General features: G+C 40.8%; 17 protein-coding genes. 1 reads left to right on the top strand and 16 read right to left on the bottom strand.

Features of this window, described 5'->3' with window-relative positions:
- Positions 1-30: 30 nt before the first annotated feature.
- From LIQ05_RS09760 to LIQ05_RS09730, 7 genes are all read right to left on the bottom strand, one after another.
- Positions 31-864, bottom strand: coding sequence for a hypothetical protein (locus LIQ05_RS09760; RefSeq protein ID WP_226820335.1), 834 nt, complete (start codon positions 862-864; stop codon positions 31-33).
- 115 nt (positions 865-979) lie between these two features.
- Entirely contained in the window at positions 980-2083 is a 1104-nt protein-coding gene (locus LIQ05_RS09755) for an AraC family transcriptional regulator (RefSeq protein WP_226820333.1), read from the bottom strand.
- A gap of 227 nt (positions 2084-2310) precedes the next feature.
- A complete protein-coding gene (locus tag LIQ05_RS09750; protein WP_226820331.1) occupies positions 2311-2535 on the bottom strand; it encodes a hypothetical protein in 225 nt (74 codons plus the stop codon).
- Positions 2536-2884: 349 nt separating this feature from the next.
- A complete protein-coding gene (locus tag LIQ05_RS09745; RefSeq protein ID WP_226820329.1) occupies positions 2885-4369 on the bottom strand; it encodes a glycoside hydrolase family 32 protein in 1485 nt (494 codons plus the stop codon).
- Positions 4370-4414: 45 nt separating this feature from the next.
- On the bottom strand, positions 4415-6094 hold the full coding sequence (locus LIQ05_RS09740) for an ABC transporter substrate-binding protein (RefSeq protein WP_226820327.1): 1680 nt from the start codon (positions 6092-6094) through the stop codon (positions 4415-4417).
- Between the two features lie 21 nt (positions 6095-6115).
- Entirely contained in the window at positions 6116-7009 is an 894-nt protein-coding gene (locus LIQ05_RS09735) for a carbohydrate ABC transporter permease (RefSeq protein WP_226820325.1), read from the bottom strand.
- A 12-nt stretch (positions 7010-7021) separates the two neighbouring features.
- Positions 7022-7960: an ABC transporter permease gene (locus LIQ05_RS09730; protein WP_118577563.1), complete on the bottom strand. Its 939-nt coding sequence runs from the start codon at positions 7958-7960 to the stop codon at positions 7022-7024.
- A 253-nt stretch (positions 7961-8213) separates the two neighbouring features.
- On the opposite strand from LIQ05_RS09730, the gene LIQ05_RS09725 reads away from it, so the two are divergent.
- Positions 8214-9239, top strand: a complete 1026-nt coding sequence (locus tag LIQ05_RS09725) for a LacI family DNA-binding transcriptional regulator (RefSeq protein ID WP_226820323.1) — start codon at positions 8214-8216, stop codon at positions 9237-9239.
- Positions 9240-9308: 69 nt separating this feature from the next.
- Here the strand turns inward: LIQ05_RS09725 and LIQ05_RS09720 are convergent, their stop codons facing one another.
- From LIQ05_RS09720 to LIQ05_RS09680, 9 genes are all read right to left on the bottom strand, one after another.
- Positions 9309-12182: a glycoside hydrolase family 3 protein gene (locus tag LIQ05_RS09720; protein ID WP_226820321.1), complete on the bottom strand. Its 2874-nt coding sequence runs from the start codon at positions 12180-12182 to the stop codon at positions 9309-9311.
- A gap of 231 nt (positions 12183-12413) precedes the next feature.
- The gene (locus LIQ05_RS09715) at positions 12414-13730 is read right to left on the bottom strand and encodes a sensor histidine kinase (RefSeq protein ID WP_226820319.1); all 1317 of its coding nucleotides are present in this window, start codon (positions 13728-13730) and stop codon (positions 12414-12416) included.
- 11 nt (positions 13731-13741) lie between these two features.
- Positions 13742-14455, bottom strand: coding sequence for a LytR/AlgR family response regulator transcription factor (locus LIQ05_RS09710; RefSeq protein WP_226820317.1), 714 nt, complete (start codon positions 14453-14455; stop codon positions 13742-13744).
- A 182-nt stretch (positions 14456-14637) separates the two neighbouring features.
- Positions 14638-15771 (bottom strand): hypothetical protein, encoded by a 1134-nt coding sequence (locus LIQ05_RS09705; protein ID WP_226820315.1) that lies wholly within the window; start codon positions 15769-15771, stop codon positions 14638-14640.
- Between the two features lie 176 nt (positions 15772-15947).
- A complete protein-coding gene (locus LIQ05_RS09700; protein WP_195391780.1) occupies positions 15948-16346 on the bottom strand; it encodes a hypothetical protein in 399 nt (132 codons plus the stop codon).
- Between the two features lie 12 nt (positions 16347-16358).
- Positions 16359-19463, bottom strand: coding sequence for a glycoside hydrolase family 3 C-terminal domain-containing protein (locus LIQ05_RS09695; protein WP_226820313.1), 3105 nt, complete (start codon positions 19461-19463; stop codon positions 16359-16361).
- Between the two features lie 271 nt (positions 19464-19734).
- On the bottom strand, positions 19735-21054 hold the full coding sequence (locus LIQ05_RS09690; protein ID WP_226820311.1) for an SGNH/GDSL hydrolase family protein: 1320 nt from the start codon (positions 21052-21054) through the stop codon (positions 19735-19737).
- Between the two features lie 168 nt (positions 21055-21222).
- The gene (locus LIQ05_RS09685) at positions 21223-22497 is read right to left on the bottom strand and encodes an ATP-binding protein (RefSeq protein WP_226820309.1); all 1275 of its coding nucleotides are present in this window, start codon (positions 22495-22497) and stop codon (positions 21223-21225) included.
- A 1-nt stretch (position 22498) separates the two neighbouring features.
- Entirely contained in the window at positions 22499-23194 is a 696-nt protein-coding gene (locus LIQ05_RS09680; protein ID WP_226820307.1) for a LytR/AlgR family response regulator transcription factor, read from the bottom strand.
- Between the last annotated feature and the right edge of the window lie 5 nt (positions 23195-23199).

The following is a 23199-nucleotide window of genomic DNA, read 5'->3' as shown; positions in this document are numbered from 1 at the left end:
GACATCCACTGGCGATACTATAAATTACAATTATTTCTCAATTGCCTGCCAGTTGTCTTCCTCCAAAACCTGCTGTACAACAAGCGGTCCCTCAGTCTGGAAGAATCCACTGTCATTAGTTACCTCGTAGTTTCCATCATCATCAACAGTCACATTAATGTCCGCATCTCCTCCAAAGAAGTACATCTGGAGGTTAAAGGATTTATCATCATCCGTTGCACTGACTACGATTTCCAGATCCTGTCCAAGGTTTTCCATTTCAAAATCTGTTACAGTAAATTTGTCATAATCTGCCTTTGGCTGATACTCCAGTGTGGAGAGATCAAATTTAGCACTATCTTCTTTACCGTAATCAGCAACTTTTTTCCAGTTTCCTTCTTTTTCTGCTTTTTCTACAACAAGCGGCCCCTCAGTCTGGAAAAATCCGTCGTCATTGGTTACTTTGCAGTCTCCATTATCATCATAAGTAACATCTATATCTGCATCTCCACCAAAGAAGTACATCTGAAGATTGTATTCTTTATCGCCATCCTTCTTGGAAACTACAATTTCCAGTTCCTGTCCCAGATCTTCAATTTCGAAATCTACTAAAGCGTATTCGTCATAGTCTTCTTTTGGAGCATATGGAAGTTCTTCTTTTGTTTCTTCTGCATCTTTCTCTTTAGAATCTTTTTTATCAGCGTCTTTGCTGTCAGCCTTTTTGTCGTCTTCAGCCTTTTCATCCTTAGCGTTCTCGTCTTCTGTTTTTTCGTCCTGTGCGGCAGTCTCTGTTTTCGCATTCTCTTTTTCCGCAAAAACAACGGTTGCTCCGCTTCCAACAACTATAGCTGTTGTCAATAACATTGCGATCATTTTTTTCTTCATTTTAGTAATTCCTTTCAAAAATGCAAATTTCAAACTTAGTTACTATAATGAATTTTAGCAATAAAAGTCCTACAAAAATACCGATTAATCATGATGTAAATCGGCTTTTTTTGAACTACATAGTCATACCACCAAAATGCTGTTTTCGGTACTGTAACGGTGTAACACCATATTTTTTATGAAATATACGTATAAAAAAGGTGACGTCATTATAACCTGTTTTATATGCGATTTCCTGTACCGATAACTGTGTGTTTTCCAGAAATTCACATCCATGGGAAAGGCGGATTTCCTGCAGCATCTGTACGGGCGTTGTTTTTGTATGCTGCTTAAAAATTCGACTCAGATAGGACTTGCTGATATGAAAATGCTGTACAACATCCTCCACCGATGTATTCTGATAATTCTCGTGCATATAAGCAATAATCTGTGGCACATAACATATCCCTTTTCCTGACTGGCCTGAAAAACGCATGGTATGAGAATAATCACGTTGCAAATAGGTAAAGAAAAGACCAAGCATCAGATGAATTACTTTCTGGGAATACATTCTATTCTCACAAAGCTCAAGCATCATATCAATAATCAGATTTCGAATAGTATCACTCTTTTCCGTGTTAAAAAATATATAATTAGGCAATGTGTTTTCATATAAAGTATAGATAAAGAAATCAAACAAAATGTGATTTCCAGCCACCAGACTGGTAAGCTTTTTTTGCATAATTTCTGACCGAATCAGAATATTTACTACGATGCTTTCATCCGTTACCGAAATGCTGTGTTTTAATCCTGGAGGGAGAATACAAAGTTCCCCCTCTTTCAGATCAATTTGTTCCGGTTTCTGATTTTCAAAATAAATTTTCTGCCTGCAGGAGCCTTTAAAGACATAAGCAATCTCGATAAATCGGTGTTCATGGATAAGTTCTGGAAAATAGCAGGGATGCTTCCGTATAGAAACAGAACATTTGGTCAGCCAGAGCTGATCTGAAAATCCATTTTTCCGGCTTGATGGCGCAAAACTGACGTTCTCCGGTATGTATGATGGATCAATATTTCGAAAGGCATCGCTTACATTCAGATCGACTCCATGAAGCTTCTGGGCTATACGGAAAAACTGATTTTCAGACATCATACTCCCATTCTTCTTATAATACTGTCTCAGTTCATTCTCAATAGGCATATCAAAATACAGCCATGTTTCAATATCTTCACGTTTCATAATACATCTCCTAACAAACAGAGTGCTGCTTTTTTCAAAGCAACACCCTGTAAACTGCGGAATATCATCCCCTTAATGCATTTCACAGAAATTATTCCGCTTTAAAAGAACAGCTTCCTGCTTCTGTCATTTCATACACTGCATACTTTTTATTGTATTTTTCCTGCTCACCTTTAAATTCTGCATTTCCATCTGAGGTGCGATCCGCCAGGTCTCATAGCCTGCTTCTATAGGATAAACACCTGCGCCATAACCGGAATTGCCTGTGCACGATCATCCGGAAGCTCGTTGGAAGTCTCATAATAATAAGCCTCTCCATTCCAGAAGGTATTATTAAATACAGACTTAATAGAATTCATTCTCTCATCCAGGAATTCCTCATCAGCTGTGATTTCCAGTACATCTACAATGAATTTGAGATACTTCTTTAAAATAAATATTACCATTTTCATGACCAGGAAATCATATTTCACGCCAAGTGCACACATTTCTACGCAAAATGAATTTTTCCCATAAAGCTTAAGCTATCTGGAACACTTTCCATTGCATACATACCTTCATCCTCCGCTTCCTATCTATTCAAAATTATAGCATCGAATTATATTGCAATCAATGTTCTGTTAATATTTATTTTTTATATTATATACTTTTAATATTATTATATGTAATTTTCAAACACCTACTCCACCATTCTACAAAAACAGGCGCCTCCCCATCACCAGGAAAGCGCCTTTCATCTTCATTTTATATTATTTATTTTTCTGCCACACATCTCTCACCGCAAGCAAACATCTGGAGCTTTCATACCAAATCATATTTCACTACATCGATTCTGGCAGCACCATCCACAGCAAAAGAAATTCCCTTTGCATCCTGCTCTGTAAGAATAACAGCAGACATAACCTGTTCTCCGTCATTGATAAATATTTCCGCGCTGAATCTGTCCAGAATTACTCGTAATTTCAATTCATTACAGTCACCATTTACCAGACATTCTCTCTGATGAACCACTGCACGTTCGCTTCCGGAGAAGCTTCTGTCGATTTTCAAAACTGATTCATCTGGACGGAATCGTAAAGTGGAATGATATTTTTCATTCTCTGCAAAACAGAGTTCGAATTTTTTATAAAGCTTATCTTTATCTACTGGTCGTATTACAAGCTCCAGATCTACGGTACGTCCTTCAATCTGGTCAAGTGTGATTCTGGTGTCTTTAATCACAACATCCCTGTACTCGACTTTATTTGCACGCATGGAATCCAGTTCTCTGACCGGAACCTGATACAATCTTCCGTTTTTCACAGACAACTCTCTTGGAAGGCTCATTTGTGCAAACCATTTAGAATCATTCCTGCGATAAGCAAGAGTATCCCAGTTCTGCATCCAGGCAATCATAATTCTTCTTCCATCTGGAGCAAGCAGTGTTTGCATTGCGTAATAATCAATTCCATAATCCACACTCTGATAAGACTGTTCCTTCAAAGTATGTGTCTCAGAATCCAGATCTCCTATGATACATAAGGTTCCATTTCCATTATGATATTCCAATCCTTCCGGAATCATGTCCTGTGGGCTTGTCAGAAGCACATATTTGCCGTCCAGTTCAAAGAAATCCGGACATTCCCACATCTTTCCATAGCGGTTTTTATTCTCTGCCAAAGTACTTACAAATTCCCATTCAAAACCATTTTTACTTCTGTAAAGAAGAATTTGTCCGCTTCCATCAGCAGGACGACTTCCTATAACACAATAAAAGTTTCCATCTTTTTCTTTCCAGATTTTTGGGTCACGGAAATCTGCTTTGCTTGCACCTTCCGGCAAATCTTTAAAGGTCAGGACCGGATTTTTGTCATACTTCACGTAATCCTTTCCATCTCCCACAGCCACCGCCTGTGTCTGAACATCCCTTGCGGTTCCGTCCTCCAGTATTTCCCGGTCCACAGCTGTATACATAAGCAGCTGTCTGCCGTCCTCCAGCTCTATGGCACTTCCGGAAAAGCAGCCCACTTTATCGTAATCCTGGTCTGGTGCCAATGCTGCCGGGAGATAGTCCCAATGCAGCAGATCCTTACTTACCACATGCCCCCAGTGCATACTGTCCCAATGTGTGTTATATGGATTGTACTGATAAAACAAATGGTATTCTCCCTTATAGCAGGAAAATCCATTGGGATCATTCATCCATCCAACATAAGGAGTTATATGAAAAGCCGGTCTGTCTTCCGCTTTAATCTGCTGTCCCTGTGTAAATTCATATTTTCTTGCCTTTTCTAACATTTCGCTCATGAAAAATCTCCTGTCAAAGTCGTTGTTCAGTTCTTACATCTTTTGTTACTTTTCCGCGCTTAAGGATTCCTGATACTGATCAAAATATTTCTGTTTGATTGAAAGATAATCAGAAAGTCCGTACTTCTCCATTTTTTCCAGGTAGGAATCCCATTCTTCCTCTATTCCTCCATTCAGGATCCAGTCAGCTTTCTTCTGTTCTGCATATTTTTTAATATCGGTATCATACTGTGATACTTTGTTTGTATCATCAATACTCATAAATACATTCGGATAAACATATTTGCTGTTCATATCCTGTAAATATGTCTCGTGCATATTATCCAGACGCCATTTTGCATCTTCCGGCTGTGTCACATATACATCATAATATTCATTCAGCACGGCCAGAGGGCCATTTACAGATTGCGCCTCACGCACTTCCACTGGAGACTGCTCTCCCAAATCCATATGTTTTAACATTTCGCCGCCGTCTTTGTTTGTAGACAGTTCAAAAATGTTAAAGGAATCCTCTTCGCCATAAGTACCCCAGTTATTCTGCGGAGACTGGAGGGGTGCATACATCTGATCAATCCATGCAGCAGCAAGTGCTGTATTACGACAGCTGGATGTAAGAACACATCTTCCACGGTCAAATCCACTGGTTTCACTGTTGTTCTGTCTGGTAATATTTCTCATGCCATCCGGCCCGGTCAGTGCCGGAAGCATCACATAATCTGTATTGTTATCTATATTCGCAATATCCCATGTGAAGCAGAGTCCGTAACGGTGATTCTTTCCTTTTGCAACATAAGTAGACCACTCCTGTGTAAAGGCTTCCGGATCTATAAGGTCTTCTGTCACCAGTTTATGAAGCCATTCAATTCCTTCCTTGTAGCCTTCCTGAACAGTTGTATAAATTACCTTTCCTTCATCTGTTACCGCGAAATGATCTCCTGTGTCTCCGTAACCCTCTCCAAATCCGTTTATTAAAATCGCCGGATCCTGATCTCCGTTATTGATAATAAAGGACATTGGAATTACATCACCTTCAATGGAAAATTCTTTCTCCAGTTCTTCTGCATGATCGCGGAACTGAATCAGTACCTGTTCCAGTTCGTCTGTTGTTGTAGGAATCTCAAGTCCAAGGTAGTCAAGCCATTTTTTATTAATATATGGAATATCTCCAATCGCCTGAATTGCTTCTTTTCCTGCACCAAGCTGTTCAATCCACGGGAAAGAATAGATATGTCCATCCGGTGCTGTGCACATAGTCCTGTACTCTGGGTATTTTTCAAACACAGCCTGAAGATTCGGCATATATTTGTCAATCAGATTTTCCAATGGAATAATAATTCCCTGCTTGGCATAACGCAGCAGGTCATAATCACTCATACCTGCATTAAACAGACCATCCGGCAGATTTCCAAACTGAGCCAATGCCAGATTCTTTTTATCGGAAAACTGATCTGATACAAAACAGGTCCAGTCAATATGAACATTTGTCTGTTCTTCCAGTCGCTGGAAAATCACTCTTTCATTGGGATCCTGTGTGGAAGTAGCCGGTGCACTTGTAATAAAAGAAAGCTCCTCTGTTTCCTTTAATGGAAACTGTACCTCAGATACTGGTGTGTCCGGGTTGATCTCCGCATTAAGCTGCTGCTCTTTTCCACACCCTGCCGTACTTATCATCATCGTCAAAGAAAGTCCAAGTGCAAGTAAACCTTTTACTCTGTTTTTCTTCATATCTGTATCGTTCCTTTCTTATCAGCCTTTTACTGATCCGACCATAATTCCCTGATCAAAATACTTCTGGAAGAATGGGTACATTACTAAAAGCGGTAAGCTTGATACTACAATGGTTGCATATTTCAGCTGTTCCGCTACCTTTGCCATTTCAGCAGTACTCTGAATATCTGCAATCATACCTGGCTGCGGAGTATTCTGTACCAGAATGGAACGAAGTACTAACTGCAGAGGCTGAAGATTTGCATCATTCAGATAAATCATTGCATCAAAATAGCTGTTCCACATTCCTACGAATGACCACAGTGCAAGTACTGCAATGATCGGCTTACATACCGGCATCATGATTTTGAAGAAATGCTGGATCTCATTGGCTCCGTCAATTGCGGAAGCTTCTCTTAATTCTGCCGGGATTGACTGGTAGTATGTTCTTGCAAGGATCATATTCCATACATTAAATGCTCCAGGAATCAAAACTGCCCAGACTGTATTTACCATATGCAGCTGATTGATTAAAATAAAAGTCGGGATCATTCCACCGCCAAAGAACATTGTAATCAGGAAAATGAGATTGAAAAATTTTCTTCCCACAAATTCCTTCTTGGACAATGGATACGCTGCCAGCAATGTTATAAAAACAGAAATAGCTGTAAATGCAAGTGAATACAGAAAAGAATTCAGGAATCCACGCCAGATCATCTCATTTTCCAGTACTCTGCGATATGCATCCAAAGTCCAGTCCTTAATATGAAAACTCAGTCCCTGATTATTCAAAACTGTAGGATCCATAAAAGAGGCCAGCACTACATACACGATTGGAATTGCAATAGAAAGTACAAACAGTCCAAGAATCAGAAATCCAATTCCAAGGATCATACAGTCTGTCTTCGAATATTTTTTCTTTATTTTCTCCATCTTCGCTTCCTCCTATAATCCTTCTCCGTCGTTCAGCTTCTTTACCACCCAGTTTACAAAAACTAACAGAATTACATTTACTACTGAATTAAACAGACCAACAGCCGTAGAATAACCATAATCGCCGTTCAAAAGACCAATACGGTATACATATGTTGATAAAATTTCTGATGCCGGCAGGTTCATATCTGTCTGTAATGCATAGGCTTTCTCAAATCCAATACTCATAATATTTCCAGCCTGCAGAATAAACTGAATTACAATAATATTCTTAATTGCAGGAAGCTCCACATACCAGATCTGCTGCAGAAGATTTGCACCATCCATAATAGCTGCTTCTTCCAGTTCTTTGCTTGCATTGGATAAAGCAGCAGTGTACATAATAGAGGCCCAGCCTGCTGTCTGCCAGATTCCACTTGCTATGTAAATGGTACGGAAAGCAGATGGCATTGTCATCCAGTTTGTACTGATTCCTAAAAGCTTATTCAGAGGTCCAACCGGAGAAAGCAGCATTCGTACCATACCGCAAAGTACAATTACAGATATAAAGTTCGGCATATAGACCAGAAGCTGTACTTTCTTCTTAACTCCGGTTCTGCGGATACGATTTAAAAGCAATGCCAGAATGATCGGAACCGGAAAGCCCCACAACAGTCCATAAATACTCAGTTTTAACGTATTCAACAGGTAGTTCATAAAATCCGGTGAAGATAAAAACCGCCTGAAATATTCAAGTCCAACCCATGGACTTCCAAGCACTCCCTTGATTACGTTGTAATCCTCAAATGCAATCAGAAGTCCCCCCATAGGAAGATACTTAAAAATGATTGTCAGTAAAAGTCCTGGCATTAAGAAAAAAAGATATAACTGCCAGTTTTTCTTCACATATGTAGCCTTATCTCTCCACGTTTGCTTTTTCACGGGCATTGTTTGGTTCTGCATTCTTTTCATGCACTTCTCCTCCATTCCTTTCCTTTTCCGTTCTTGGAACCGGTTAAGTAACCGGTTACTTTATGGCTCAATGTTACTACATCCAAGTTCATATGTCAACACTTTTTCAAGCTAAAATAACCGGTTACGTAATCGGTTATTTTATCATTGCCTTTTTTTTAAATAATTGCTATACTAAAAAAATAATATAATCCCAGTAATTAAAAGATTCCCCAATATTATTCTCATTTATTTATAAGGAGATTAAATTTTTATGGCAAAAAAACAGGTGACATTTGCAGATATTGCAGAATATACTCATTTTTCAAAAACTACAATATCACGGTATTTCAATCATCCCGATTCTCTTACGCTTGAAAATCAGGAAAAGATTTCACAGGCCCTTGATACCCTTGGCTATAAAAAAAATAAACTTGCAAAAGTTCTGGCAAATGGTAAAAGTGAGTTTATCGGAATTATTATTCCAAATCTCTACTTGCATTACTACTCTGAAATGCTGACACAGCTTCTTTCAAGCTATAGTAACTACCATTACAAATTTCTTGTTTTTTCCAGTGAACACGGTGCCGAAGAGGAACAACAGTATATTGAAGAGCTTCTTTCCTATCAGATTGAGGGGCTTATTGTTTTAAGCCATACACTGTCATCCAAAAAGCTGGCTTCCTATCAGATTCCTGTCATTGCCATTGAGCGAGAGGCAGAATATATCAGCAGCATTACCACTGACAATTATATGGGTTCCCTTCAGGCTACCTCCCTGTTAATTCGTGATAAATGTGATATATTGATTCATATCAATGCCAATGTTGAAAAAACAGTCCCGGCTTATGATCGTATACGTGCATTTGAGGAAACATGTAAAGAATATCAGGTTCCTTATGACATTGATCTAAGCGTAAGCGGCAATTCTTATCAAGAGATTTTAAATGTGATAAGACGTATCTTTACAAGAATTGAAGAAAAGTATCCGAATCAAAAAAAAGGTATCTTTCTCGCGAATGATACCTATGCCAATATGTTTCTCAATTTAATTTTCCAGAAATATGGTAAATTACCACCTACTTACGAAATTATAGGTTTTGATAATTCTCCAATTGCCAGTGAATCAATCCTTCCGATCACAACTGTCGGTCAGCAAATTGATGTTATTGCACAGACTGCCATGGAGCTTCTGGTGCAGCAGATGGAAGAGCAAAAAAAGCGAGCGCCTAAGCCACTGGAAAAGCCAATTCACAAACAGATCACTCCGGTGCTGATTCGCCGGAATACTACCAGTTAACTTATTGCTATCGTATATTATTAAAAGGGGCTGTCCTGAAAACATAGGACAGCCCCTTTCCATTTCACATTATTTATTTTCTTCTACCACAATCTCAATTCCACTATTCTTTCTGCATCTTCTGATCACCAGAAGCCCACAGCCAATAATGACCACAGCCATCACAACATCGAATGCGATCAGCCAGTACTGCCACAATGGAAGTACTTTTTTGACCACTACATTTTCATCGATTCCGTTCATGGCGGAGCTGTTTACAACGGTGTAGAGGATATCATGGGAAGCGTTTCTAAGTGCTGTGACAATGGTTGCATTATCAGAAACATCGCCCATTTTGTATACATCGGAGTCGGTGTTCAGCCACAGGTCGGTACCTGCCTGAAGGCCAGCATCGATGAACATGTAGCCTTCATTTGCAGAAGCATAATCGGTTACAATAATGCCATGGAATCCCCACTCACCTCCAAGAACATTGGTGATCAGCTCTTTGCTTGCGCCACACCAGATACCACCAATTCCGTTAAAAGCGGCCATCATTCCGTGGCAGTCAGCATCTTTTACAGCCATTTCAAATGGTGCAAGATAAAGCTCACGAAGTGCCTGCTCAGTGGTAAATGTAGAAATACCATAACGTCTCTGCTCCTGGTCGTTCAGTACCAAATGTTTCAGATAGCAGTACATTCCCTTGCTCTGTGCACCCGCAACTTCATTTGCACACATAGATCCTGCAAGATAAGTATCCTCTGAATAGTACTCAAAGTTACGTCCGCCAAGCGGTGTTCTGTGGGTTCCGGCACCAGGTGCATACCATCCCTGAACGTTTACAGAAAGACCGTCCTCGCCAATACATTTACCAAATTCAAGTGCCAGGTCTTTGTTCCATGTAGCTGCCAGAAGCTCCTGATTCGGATATCCCATGCAGTCTACATCGCTCATAATCAGCTCACCGGAAATACCAGCAGGACCATCCTGGTCGCTGGACATTGGCTTACTGATGCTGTCAATTGCCATGGTCTGCCATCCGCCGAGACGAACCATTTCTACCATTTCATCAACAGTCAGACAGTCAAGGATTGCATCCCATCCTTCGTCATCATAATCTTTTCCACGCATGGTGATCAGGTTAATGTTGTCGCCGGAATTTGTTGTCGGCATCTCTGCATCTGGGTCATCCTGGTAAATATTATTCTGGCTTAACTGTACAAATTCATCAGTTGCCTCTGCATTGTATCTGCCTTTTTCATTTGGCTCGCCATAGATAGTCGGCCATGTTCCAGTCCAGTCATTTCTTGTCAAATATACATAGGAATCATCATAAGTCTGGATATTTCCATAATCAAACTGGTTTGTGATCTCGTTTCCTGTTGTGGCATCTTTTGCATAAGTAGTGTTGTCAAATTCCTTCTGCTCATAGGTTCCAACAAGGGAATCATCTCCGTCAGCATCCATGCCGTCTTTTGTTGTGTAACCCTTTGCAGCAAGAATGTTATTCAATGCCTGGTGGCAGTCGTCACCGATTGCAAAGTAATAAGTACCATCATCTACAATGTATGTTTTTGCATTTGTGTAATCATATGCACGAAGAGTTTCCTTCGGAATATCAACGCTTACAGTCTCGCTTTCCCCTGGCTGGATCTCGCCTGTTTTTGTAAATCCACAGAGCTCAACTGCTGATTTTTCTACCAGATTTTCTTTGTCATAGTCAGTATACGGAGACTGGAAATAAACCTCTACCACATCTTTTCCAGCTACATCACCGTTATTTGTAACGGTTACCTGAGCCGTGAAATTATCTCCGTTTTCTTTCAGAGAGAAGTCACTGTAATCAAACTGTGTGTAGGAAATTCCGTATCCAAATGGGTACTGAACCTGCTTTGTATAGTCGTATTCATTGTCTGCTGTGGACGCATTTCCCTGTTCCAAAACAGTGTCCTCATAACGTGTTTCATAGTAACGATAGCCGATATAAATACTCTCGCCGTAAACAGTGTAAGCATTTTTCGGCCCATTTTCTTCGTTGTTTGTATTAGTCCACTCACCGTACTCAAAGATCTGAGTTGCAGGTGCACTCGTGGAATCATATGCATAGGTATCTACAAGACGTCCTGATGGATTTACCTCTCCCGTCAGCGCTTTTGCGATAGATGAAATTCCTTCCTGTCCTGGATATCCAACCCACATACAAGCCTTGATGTTCGGGAAAAATCTGGAATCGGACCAGCCCATTTCAATGGCATTTGCTGTGTTCAGCATAACGATTACGTCGTCAAAATTGTCGTTTGCATACTTCACAAGTGACATTTCCGCATCGGAAAGGGACAGCTGATCTTCGCTAAGGTCCTGTGCCTCTGCACCGTTTCTAGAAATAACTACAATTGCTGCGTCATTGTATTCTTTTATGGATTTTTCCACAGAGTCAAGGTATGTAGAAGGATCCTCCTCCTTGCCAACGCGGGCCTCAGATTTCTCATATACAGAGTACAGATCCGGGTTTACCTGGAATCCTTCTGCTTCAAGAGCGTCCTTCAGACTGGTTGTTTTGGAGGTATCGATTGCTCCGGAACCAAGTCCGCTGTATACAAATTTCGCAGAACCAATTCCGAAAAGACTGATCTTTTTGCCGCTTTCCAGAGGCAATACATTGTCCTGATTTCTCATAAGAACGATACCCTCAGCTACCAGCTGTTTACTGAATTCAGTCTCATGATCTACCAGTTCGTCGTGGCTGCTGTAGTCACTTTTGAAATACTCATTGTCGCCACTGCCATCACCTGTTGTGGTAACTTTTGTTGTTGTGTGTCCTAAAGATCTGGTAATAATAGTGGTGTATTTCATTGCGAAATAGTTACCTACCAGAACTGCTACCAGAAGGATTGCAAGAACAGTTCCCCAGATTCCTGCAAAAGCTTTGTTGCTCATTCGCTTTTTAGCTTTCTTCTCCATGTTTTCCTCTCCTACTAAACTATTCATACTTGAACCAATATCTAATTTTATTCTTAGATTAGCTGCAACTGTAAAGATAACAAACAGTCACAATTCTTATAATTTTAACAGCCAGAGATGATATGATTTTGTATGCCGGCATATACATAATTTCCCATTTCTGCTGTTCTTATGAAGTCATTATAGCAAAAGAAAAAGCCCTCGCAAGGGCTTTGGAATGAACTGTCATTTTCATGACATGATCGGTAAAACAATGGTTAAAACAAAGTTACCGTCCTGTACACGAACACTGACTGTTCCCTGATATTTCTCCACAATAGACTTAATACTGCGGATTCCGATTCCATGATTTTCTTTGTCTGCTTTACTGGTAAGGGGCAGTCCATCCTTCAATTTCAGTTCGCCATCGAAGGTGTTTTCCACCTGGATCACAGCAAAAAAATCTTTTTTCCACACTCGTACACCAATGCTTTTGAACTGGTCTTCGCCGCGTTTTTCTACGCTTTCTACTGCATTGTCAAGGGCATTTCCCATGACTGTAAAAAGGTCAACTACGTCCATAAATTCCAGCAATTTTCCATCTGCCACACAGGTCCAGTCAATGTGATGGACCTTACAGTAAAGTCCTTTTTCCATTAAGATTGTATCCAACGCTTCATTTCCAGTGTGCACGTCACTGTCGTAAACTTCGATCATATCCTGCATATCTTCAATGAAAGATTTTCGTCTTTCTGAGTGGCTTTCCGTCTGGATCAGTGCCTCGATCTGGTGCTTCATGTCATGGCATTTTCGGGTAATCATATCAATATTTTCACGGGACATTTCGTACTGCAGCTGACGCTGAATCCACAGATTTTTGTTCTCAGAAAGGGCTTTCTGAACACGCAGTTCCCTTTGCAAAATAGTCTCCAATGCCAGAACCATAACACAGGCTCCAAGTGCATAAATCTGATTGATGCGAAATAATTTGATATATTCCTTATTCGCAATTCCTGTTCCAATTACATCAATGGTTGTGCTTTTTACTAATAAGCTTAAAACCAATACAATTGTAAGAACTGTAACAGCCATAATTGCTGCATTTGCCCGGCTTACATTATAATGTCCTCCATCAGGCAGCCTCCGTGCTATTAAAACAACTCCGGCAAGATAAACACATAAATACATTCCCCAATATCTTACTCCTGAGAACTCCGGAACGATTCCACGGTAAAAAACAACAATAAACAAAGAGGAAGCTGTATGTTGAAGGAGTGCCCCACAGGAAGCCGCCATAATTGCATCGTTCCACATAATATCACAGCAAAAATAACATAAAACTATAATAAGTCCAAAAATAAAAATAAACCAGACCCAATTATAAACATTAGTAATATCTGTAAAATATGGATAAATCAACAGGCTTCCCAGGAATAGAATTCCTATACTGATTACCATTCTGATCCAGAATCCATTTCTTTTTTTCAGAAAAATAAAGAAACCAAACGCCGCTGCCAGCATTTCCATACAATAAGAAAATCCATCCATTCCCTGCAGCCAATTTTCCATTTTCGTCTCCTTCAGATACTCTGCATATTCCCAATATAATCTGCCACAGCCTCAGCAAAAGCCTTCTTCCTTGCCCGGCTCACCTGTAGCTGGTCGTTTCCCACAAGTGCCATTCCGTCGTATACGCTTCGCACATGACGGAGATTTACAAGATAGCATTTATTACATTTAAAAAATCCATTTTCTTCCAATATAGCTTCTACATCCCTTAAAACGCCTCTTGTGGTAAAATCACCCTCCTCTGTATGGAAAATAAGCAAATGCTGCACCACCTCTACATACAGAATATTAGAAACTCGAAGCCGATGGATTGCCACACCACTTTTTATAGTTATGCTGGTATCTTTTTTCTTCTCTGCCAGTCGTTTTACCTTATCCATTTTTACTACAAAGGCTTCATATTTCATCGGTTTTAACACATAATCCAATGCCTGTACCCGATATCCCCGAATCGCATATTTCGCCATATTGGTAATAAAAATCAGAATTACTTCTTCATCAGTTTCACGTATTTTCTCGGCTGTCTTCATGCCATTCAGCTGAGGCATTTCAATATCCAGAAATACTACGTCATAACAGGGACGATATTGCTCTAAAAGCTCACTTCCATCTGTGTACTCAGAAACTTCTATCTGTACATTCCTATCTTCCCCATATCGCTTCAAAAAACCTAAAATCCGTTCCAGATCCTTCGGATTATCTTCTGCAACTGCCACTCTAAGCATAGCAAATCCCCCATAAATCATCGCTTGTAACTACCATATATCTTATCATATTTGCAGCTATCTTGTCACCAAAAAAGGTGCCCCATGGCAAAGGCACCTTTCTCGCTGCAGCATCTCAATTGCCGAAATGCTGTATATTATTTTTTAAGTGTAAGCTTATCTTTTTACCAAATGGTCAACACTTATTTCTCAATTGTAACCCAGATGTTCTGCTCAAGAGCTTTGTCAAGGATTGCCGGTGTGTCACCCTTCATGAAACCAGTCTTATCCTCTTCTACCTTGTACTCTTTTCCATCATAGGTTGTCTTTGTCATCTGGTCATCTCCATAGAAGTTGCACTCAAGATAGAACTCTGTATGATCTTTGTTTGTAGATACGGTGCAAACAAGATCAGCCTGGATGTCTTCGATGGTGTACTCTACTACTGTATACTCATCATAATCTTTGTTTGGCTCGAACTGTGGCTCTGCAGGAAGGTCTGCTGCTGTAGCTGTTGCTCCGTCTGTTGCTGCATCATCTGCAGCTGCTGCGTCTGCATCGTCAGCGCCATTGTCAAAGTATACCCACAGATCCTGCTCAATTGCTTTGTCAAGAATTGCCGGTGTATCACCTTTCATAAAGCCTGTTTTGTCTTCTTCTACTGTGTACTCTTTTCCATCATATTTTGTCTTTGTCATCTGATCGTCACCGTAGAAGTTGCACTCAAGATAGAATTCGCTGTTATCTTCTTTTGCAGATACAGTGCATACAAGATCTGCCTGAATGTCTTCGATAGTATACTCTACTACTGTCCATTTGTCATAGTCTTTGTTTGCCTCAAACATTGGCTCTGCAGGAAGCTTATCCTCTGTTACGCCTTTGATTTCTTTAGCGTCATCAGCCTTTGTGTCGTCAGTTTTTGCATCATCAGATGCTGCTGCATCACCAATCGGAACCCAGATGTTCTGCTCAAGAGCTTTGTCAAGGATTGCCGGTGTATCACCTTTCATAAAGCCTGTTTTGTCTTCTTCTACTGTATACTCTTTTCCGTCGTATTTTGTCTTTGTCATCTGGTCATCGCCGTAGAAGTTGCACTCAAGATAAAATTCTGTGTGATCTTTGTTTGTGGAAACTGTGCATACAAGATCTGCCTGGATATCTTCGATAGTGTACTCTACTACTGTATACTCATCGTAGTCTGCGTTCGGCTCGAACTGTGCCTCAGCCGGAAGATCTGCTACAGTTGCTGTAGCTGCCTCTGCAAATACAGAAACGCTTGTTGCCATGGATGCTGCCATAGATGCTGCAAGTACAAGTGCTAAAACTTTTTTCTTCATGATTTTTTCTCCTTTTCTATTGTAACTGCATGCCGTGCAGTTAACCTTTTACAATCATTGGGCAAATACATCATGCCGGACATATTTGCAATTGCTGTAGTTCATTTTTCCAGCTTTTATCATCCCGGAAACAGGTCGCCACGCGCCTGTCTCCAGAAGATATTTTGCCGATTCTATTACTCAGCCTCTTTGGCAACTGGCAGGAAAGAAGCTACGATGTTAAGGATCATACCAACCACTGCCAGACTGCAGAAAATAATAAAGCTTATAATTGTATCCATTCCGTCCAGTCCGGAAATTACATATCCGATCTGGTTTACCATTACGGAAGCGCTCCATACTGCTGCGCTTGCCATTAATGCTGCATTTACAACCGGGATAAAACCGGTAATCACTTTATTGAAACCAACCAGTACAAAGGAAAGTACCGCAAGGACGATTGCTGCTGCCAGGAAATAATATACCGGCTGGAATGTGTACATTACTTTACCGTAGTAAACAGCCTCTACGATAGCAATAATGCCTGCTACAAGCGTCAGATACAGTCCGATTGATTTTTTATTCTTATTCATCATCCGCACCTCCGATTACGCTTCTTTTTTGGATTTAACAGTTTTCAGGATGGTCATAATCAGGAACAGAATGGTAAGTGCTGCAAATGCTGCTTCTGCACCTGTCAGTGCATTCTGATACCAGGTTCTTACCGTCTGAATCTCAGTTGTGGAACTGATTCCGTTCATCGCATTACTCTGTACCAGCTGATACAGGAAATACTTGATGTTCTTCTTCATCATCTGCTGGAAGCTTACATCCTTCTCAATTGTCTTTTTAGAGTTTGCCATAGCTCCGATTTCAGAAGTATCATATGCAGAAGTTGTCAGTGTTCCACCGCCGCCTGCTGCTGTTACATCTCTCCAGTTCATGTAGTCTGCACCGTTGATCATATCGGTTACAAACCAGCCCTGATAGCCCCACTCGTTTCTTGCAATACCTTCAAGAAGATTCTTGTAGGCACCTACGAAAGAAGTTCCCGCACGATTGAATGCTGTCATAACACCCTGTGCATTATTGCTGCTCATACACATCATGAAGCCACGAAGCTCGTTTTCACGGGCTGCCTGCTCTGTCATAAATGTAGATACACCGGAACGGTTGGCTTCCTGATGGTTAAATGCGAAATGCTTCGGCTCAGCCATGGTACCTTTGCTTTTCAGGCCGCTTGTAAGAGCATTTCCCATATAAGCAATAAGCACAGAATCCTCTGAATAGTACTCATGGTTACGTCCGCAGTAAACAGTTCTGTGAAGATTCATACCTGGTGCAAACAGAGAACTCTCATTTGCCCACAGACCGTCTTCTCCAAGAAGCTCGCCTTCTCTTTCAACAAGCTCTTTGTTAAAGGTCGCTGCAACAATCGGCTCTGTTGGCATTGTTGCCATACGATAGGTAGCCTTATCATCTGTTTCTTCTGTGTAATAGTCTTCGTCTGAAAGGTCTTTGGACCATCTTACGAAGTAGCCGCCAACCTGGTCACCAGTATATCCCAGAGGACCATCGTTTGCGTATGTTCTTGCCAGCTGGATGGAATCGATGTTTTCGAAATCATCACCCGCTTTTTCAATAAACTGGATTGCCTCATCAAGGGTGATCTGATCCATTAGCTGATCCCACATAGGATCATCGAAGTCAACTGCTCCGGCATAATTGCCGTTTTCATCAAGCTTCATCATATCGATCAGTTTCAGACCATTATCAGCTCCCCAGGTAATACCATTTCCATCACCGTCATTTTCTGTAAGCTCATACAGCTGATCGGTAAGACCAACCATCATTGCCTCAGTAGGTGTCAGGGACTCTATCGGTTCCCAGCCCTTTGACCAGTCAGATCTGGTTGTATACTCAACGGTATTCTCGATCAGATTGTTGATATCCATATCCTGAAGCTGATTCTCTACACCAACAGAATAGGTTTCAATATCTGTATCTGCAAGATTCCATTTGATTGCATTATCTGCATTGATCTCATCTGTATCAGCAGTTTTTACAAGACCGTCTTCATTGCCATTTTTGTTTGCAAGAACGTTGTTTAATGCTTCATGTGAACCATTTCCGATTGCGAAGTAATAATCACCGGACTCCAATGACCATGCACCCTGTGTACCGTTTTCTTTCACAGCATCTTCGTCGTAGCTTGCCATGTAAAGAGGATCAAACTCAACGGTAACCTCTTCGGAAGCACCTGGCTCGAGAACTGCAGTCTTACCATAACCAATCAGCTGAATTGCAGATTTCTCAAGACCACCTTCTGTATAAGGAGCCTGTACATAAAGCTGAACAACAGATTTACCAGCAACATCACCGGTATTTGTTACATTTACCTTTGCTGTTGCAGTTCCACCAACCTGTACATCTACAGATTCAAGCTTCTGCTCGAAGGTAGTATAGGAAAGTCCATAACCAAATGGATAGGAAACTTCTGCTGCATAGTCCCATGCATCACCGCTTGTAGCACCTTCTGCAGTATCTGCATTTCCCTGTCCGAGAACTTCATCCTCGTATCTTGTCTCATAGTATTTATAACCTGTATAAATTCCTTCAGACTCTACCAGATACCAGTCTGCTTTATTTGTTTCTGTAAGCTCTGCATCGGAACCAGCCTGGGAATTATTTGTGTAAAGATATACACCGTAGTTTACCATTGCAGGAGCAGATGTGGAATTTACCGCATAAGTATCAGCAATGTGACCGGATGGATTAACCTCACCGGAAATAACATCTGCTACACCCAGGAATCCATTCGCACCTGGCTCACCAGCCCACAGGATTGCACCGATTTCATCATCATTTTTCAGCTCATCGATTTCAACTGGATTGTTTGTATTCAGAAGAACTACAACCTTTGTGCTGTGCTCTTTCGCAAGCTGGAGCATAGCTTTTTCATTATCAGAAAGTGCCAACGGGCGTTCATAGCTGTCTTCCTCATTTGCACTTTTCATATTCGGGTTATAATCAGATGCCTCAGAGCTGTCACGGGAGATTACTACCAACGCAACCGTATCATCTGCTGACTTCAGAACATCCTCATCGTAAATGCTTTCCGGTGCTTCACCTACATTGTAAGCTGCCGGATTCTCATACATAGTTCCGAAAGATGGCTGTAAGGAATGTCCGCCTTTTCTTCCATATATACCGTTTACATCCTCACTGCTGTACAGATCCAGCATATCCTGATTTAATGTAAAGCCTTTTTCTGTCAGTGCAGTCTGAATGTCATACTGCTTCTGACCAGCTTCCCCATCAAGGGAAACTGAAGATCCGATCATACCACCCAGTGTAGGATTAATGGAGTTTAATCCCCAAAGAGTGACCTTGTCAGAAGAAGTATTCAGCGGAAGGGTTGTATCTTCATTTTTGAATAATACAGTTCCTTCAGATGCAATCTCTGCTGCAAGAGCATCCTTTGCTGCAATTACCTCATCAAGGCTTGAGAACTCAGATTTGAAATAAGTGGAATCTGTTTTCTCTCCGTTACTTGTGTCTACAATCTTGTAGCTGGAAATTCCAAGACGTGCATTGATAAATGCCGCATTGGTATCCACGATAGCCGATGCGCCCACAGTTACTGCAAGAAGACTGGCTGAGACTGATGTAAGTCCTCTCCACAAGCCTGTGGACTTTTTCTTGTTGCTCATAAGCTCCCTCCTTTTATCATTTACGCTGCCCTTCCGGTGCCAACGTTTAAGCTTATCTCTTATGGTGATACTATAACAGATTTTACTGTTCGCGGTTCATTTCATGCGCAGACTGTCAATTTTCATACGCAAATTGCAATCGCTTTTGTGTATTTTCACAAAAATTACCGTGATTTTTTGGTAGTATAGCACAATATTCAGTGGTCATGTTGTCCAATCATGACAGAATCGTATTCAAAAATGACAGGTTTGAGACACATCATTATGTTTCTTATTTATTATTGCTAATATACTCTGTCAGATACTCCTCAATCACTGGTGTCCACCATTCCACATATCCCTTGCGGAACGGATGAACTTCGTCATGCATGTATTCGTTATAAAGATCGGTTCCGTAAACTGCTGTCATTTCTTCATTATGGAACATATCCACAACTCCGATTCCCCATTTTTCCTGAATCTGAAGAAGCAGATCTACCATCTGATCATAGTTTTCTTTCTCTGTGTAAGTTCCTGTGTAGAATACAACCGGGCATCCAAAGGTTTCCTGCACATAAGAAATGATAGTCTCAATAGCTCCTGCAATTGTTGTATCATCAAAATCAGCCGGATCTGTGCTGTCTGTCACTTCGCCCATTGGCTTTCCTGTAGTTGCATCATTGGTTGACAATTGAACCACAAACAGATCCGGAGTTTCATCTTTGCTGATTAGCTTCATTCTTCCAACATAGGAATCTTCCTTCTCGTTTACCAGAGTAGTTGCACTGATGGCATATTTCTCGCATACGGTTCCCGGATGATTGTCCTGGATTGCATCCACCATGGAATAATGACCGCCTGCCTGTGCTCCATAAGTTACAGAGGAACCAAGCCAGATAATGTCAAGGCCTGCAAGTGGATCAGAAGGATCTGCCTCTGGTACTGTTTTCACGGTATTGTCATATCCGGTTGCCACTTCACTTCCAGCTGGCGCCAGAAGAACATCTCCAACATATGGGAAAACCATGCCCTTCAAGGTTGGTGCTTTGCAACCAAATGCACAGGTCACTTTAATCGTATCACCAGCCTTTAATTCCAGGCTCTGCTTAATAAGAAATCTTCCGGAATCTGTAATGCTGCCTTTGTCGTAGTCTCCATCCTCTTTGTAGGATGCCGGAGAATCAGCAGGAACCTGTAAATCTACAGGTACGGAGAATGTATCTCCATCATTAATAGTAAAAGTAAAAGGCTGGGAACTGAATGCTGCCAGAACCTTGGATACAGTGAGATACATATCATAAGTTCCTTCCACTCCCTCCGGTACTGTATATACAATTTCAGTTCCCTGAGCCGCAGCCCGGATCATCCCTGTTTCTTCATCATAGGAAGTTGGCTCTTTCTCGTTGTCTGGTCCTACTCCTTCTCCCTCCGTGAATACGGCATCAGAGGCAGGAAGAAGGACCTGATTTTCTTCCACACCTTCTTCTGCTTCTGTGCTGCCAGTCTCCACACTGTTTTCCTCTGCTGCCTGTGCCATAGTTACTCCTGTTGTTCCCATAGAAGCACCAATAAGGCAAGCTGTCATAGCCATGATAAATACCTTTTTTTTCATTCCCTTGTCTCCTTTTTTCACTGCATGATCTGCATGTTTTTTCTATACAGTAAAATACCATAAAACATATAGAGACAAAAAAAGGTGGCAAATTCATATGATATTCTGGCAAAATTACCATTTTCATCATATAAATTCGTCACCTTGTAAAGCGGACATTATTTCTATCTATGACATCGGAAACAACATACTAACTACAAACAGCTTTCCTTCCCTGGAAATCCTGAAATTACCTCCATATTTTTCCACAACATATTGCATGCTTTTCGTTCCATATCCATGAAATACAGCATCTTTTTTTGAGGAAGCTACAGGTAATCCATCTGCTGAAATCTCCGGAAAAATCTCGCAGTAATTTTCTATTCTTATGCTTACAAGCATGCCATTTCGCTGTACCTTAAGAAAAATATACCGCTTCTCCACTGCTTCTTTTCGTTCCTGCTCAATGGCATTATCCAGGCTGTTTCCAAATAAAGAAGCCAGATCGAGTTCTTTCATAAACTCCAGTGCCACACCATCTGCCATGCAGGAAAAGGAGATTTTCTCCTGCTGGCAGAGCATTTTTTTCTCTGTAAGAATAATATCCAGAGTGGCATTTCCTGTCTGAAATGCACTCTCATAAGCCTCTACTTTTATCAGTACTGCCTCCAGTTCCTCTGCTTCCGGTGCTTCCATACGTTGGATTTTATGAATGTAATGCTTTAGATCATGGGCATTTCTGTTTACAAATTCCACGTTACTTCTGGTCATTTCAAACTGTTTCTTTTCCAGTTCAAGAAGCTGACGCAGCTTTTCGTTATCTGCATTTTTCGTACGTAATTCCACGAATCCAAGAGCCATACCAATCCCCAGAATATCACAAAGAATCAGCGGTGGATATACCACCCATACCTCTCGGATTCCATAAATCCAGAATAGATAATGCAGGAAAAACACAAAAATTCCAACTGCAATCAGCCAGATCCATGCCATATTATTCAGCATATTATCCAGCCTTTCTTTCACAAATCTTTTTACGATCAGCACATAAAAAAGACTGTATAGCAATACCATTAAAACAGCAGAAAGAATAAACTGCGTTCCAACAGATGGATTACTGAACATAGAGTATAAAATAAGATTATACACATTAGAAGACAGATTCTGGATAAACAATGCCAGCATACAGCCATACAAAATCTCCTGGGAAGCCGCTGCGCAGCAGAAACGCCAAAATCCTAAGCTTAGAAGAAATACCGTAAGGGAAAATGTCCCGGAAATATATTGACTGATCATATTTGGCATCACTACTGCAAGACCCAGAAAAATCAATCCTCCCATAAGTATACGAAGCAGAAAATTCTTTCTCCGGGGAAGATATCTTGTACAAAGTATTTCTGCCAGTAGAATCTGCAAAATATAGCCATGTGCCTGAGTAATTCTGAACAGACCTGCTTCCTTCATATTATTTTCCCATCTGAACAGTCAGTCTGTCCAAAAACTCCTTCTTGTATTTCTGGGAAATAGTAAAGGTCTGTCCCTCAACCTTAATCTCATTTCCCTTCCATTCATCCACCATGGAAAGATTCACCAAAATCGAACTGTTTATCAACCCAAAATGACCTGCAAGAAAGTAATCCTGTATCTCTTTCATACTTCCACGCATCCGATATACATCACCATGAACATGGAATTCCAGATAATGCTTGTTACTTTCTACATATGCAATCTGTCCTGGTGAAACCTTTTTTCCTCCATTGGGAACTTTAATATAATAGGCTTCATTTCGATCAAGATGCGCCAGTGCTTTTTCAAATTTTATGCAAAAAAGCTCATAAGAAAGAGGCTTTACAAGGAAGTCAAAAGCATTCACTTCATAGCCCTTCAAGGCATACTGAGCCAGGCTCGTAATAAAAATCAGACATACTTCTGCATCTCTTTTTCTCAATGCAGCAGCAGCTTCCAATCCATTCATATGAGGCATTGCAATGTCCATAAAAATCAGGTCACCGCCCCCTTTATAATCCTCCAGAAAATTCAAGCCGTTTGAAAAAACGGTCACTTTGCATTGTACTTTATGCTCTTTTTTGTATTGTTCTATATATTGTAAAAGCTGTTTCTGATATTCCAGATCATCTTCTACCACTGCAATAGAAACCATCGGGC

The sequence above is a fragment of the Blautia glucerasea genome (genome assembly GCF_020537505.1).
In the GTDB taxonomy this organism is placed as follows: domain Bacteria; phylum Bacillota; class Clostridia; order Lachnospirales; family Lachnospiraceae; genus Blautia_A.
Note: the sequence above shows the minus strand (reverse complement) of the source record. Positions and strands in the feature narration are given on the sequence as shown.

Coding starts and splice junctions, on each gene's coding strand:
- LIQ05_RS09750 (WP_226820331.1), bottom strand. CDS start 2,535: ATGAAAATGGTAATATTTATTTTAAAGAAGTATCTCAAATTCATTGTA.
- LIQ05_RS09710 (WP_226820317.1), bottom strand. CDS start 14,455: ATGCTTAGAGTGGCAGTTGCAGAAGATAATCCGAAGGATCTGGAACGG.
- LIQ05_RS09730 (WP_118577563.1), bottom strand. CDS start 7,960: ATGAAAAGAATGCAGAACCAAACAATGCCCGTGAAAAAGCAAACGTGG.
- LIQ05_RS09680 (WP_226820307.1), bottom strand. CDS start 23,194: ATGGTTTCTATTGCAGTGGTAGAAGATGATCTGGAATATCAGAAACAG.
- LIQ05_RS09690 (WP_226820311.1), bottom strand. CDS start 21,054: ATGAAAAAAAAGGTATTTATCATGGCTATGACAGCTTGCCTTATTGGT.
- LIQ05_RS09745 (WP_226820329.1), bottom strand. CDS start 4,369: ATGAGCGAAATGTTAGAAAAGGCAAGAAAATATGAATTTACACAGGGA.
- LIQ05_RS09705 (WP_226820315.1), bottom strand. CDS start 15,771: ATGAAGAAAAAAGTTTTAGCACTTGTACTTGCAGCATCTATGGCAGCA.
- LIQ05_RS09755 (WP_226820333.1), bottom strand. CDS start 2,083: ATGAAACGTGAAGATATTGAAACATGGCTGTATTTTGATATGCCTATT.
- LIQ05_RS09700 (WP_195391780.1), bottom strand. CDS start 16,346: ATGATGAATAAGAATAAAAAATCAATCGGACTGTATCTGACGCTTGTA.
- LIQ05_RS09735 (WP_226820325.1), bottom strand. CDS start 7,009: ATGGAGAAAATAAAGAAAAAATATTCGAAGACAGACTGTATGATCCTT.
- LIQ05_RS09760 (WP_226820335.1), bottom strand. CDS start 864: ATGAAGAAAAAAATGATCGCAATGTTATTGACAACAGCTATAGTTGTT.
- LIQ05_RS09715 (WP_226820319.1), bottom strand. CDS start 13,730: ATGGAAAATTGGCTGCAGGGAATGGATGGATTTTCTTATTGTATGGAA.
- LIQ05_RS09695 (WP_226820313.1), bottom strand. CDS start 19,463: ATGAGCAACAAGAAAAAGTCCACAGGCTTGTGGAGAGGACTTACATCA.
- LIQ05_RS09685 (WP_226820309.1), bottom strand. CDS start 22,497: ATGAAGGAAGCAGGTCTGTTCAGAATTACTCAGGCACATGGCTATATT.
- LIQ05_RS09720 (WP_226820321.1), bottom strand. CDS start 12,182: ATGGAGAAGAAAGCTAAAAAGCGAATGAGCAACAAAGCTTTTGCAGGA.
- LIQ05_RS09740 (WP_226820327.1), bottom strand. CDS start 6,094: ATGAAGAAAAACAGAGTAAAAGGTTTACTTGCACTTGGACTTTCTTTG.
- LIQ05_RS09725 (WP_226820323.1), top strand. CDS start 8,214: ATGGCAAAAAAACAGGTGACATTTGCAGATATTGCAGAATATACTCAT.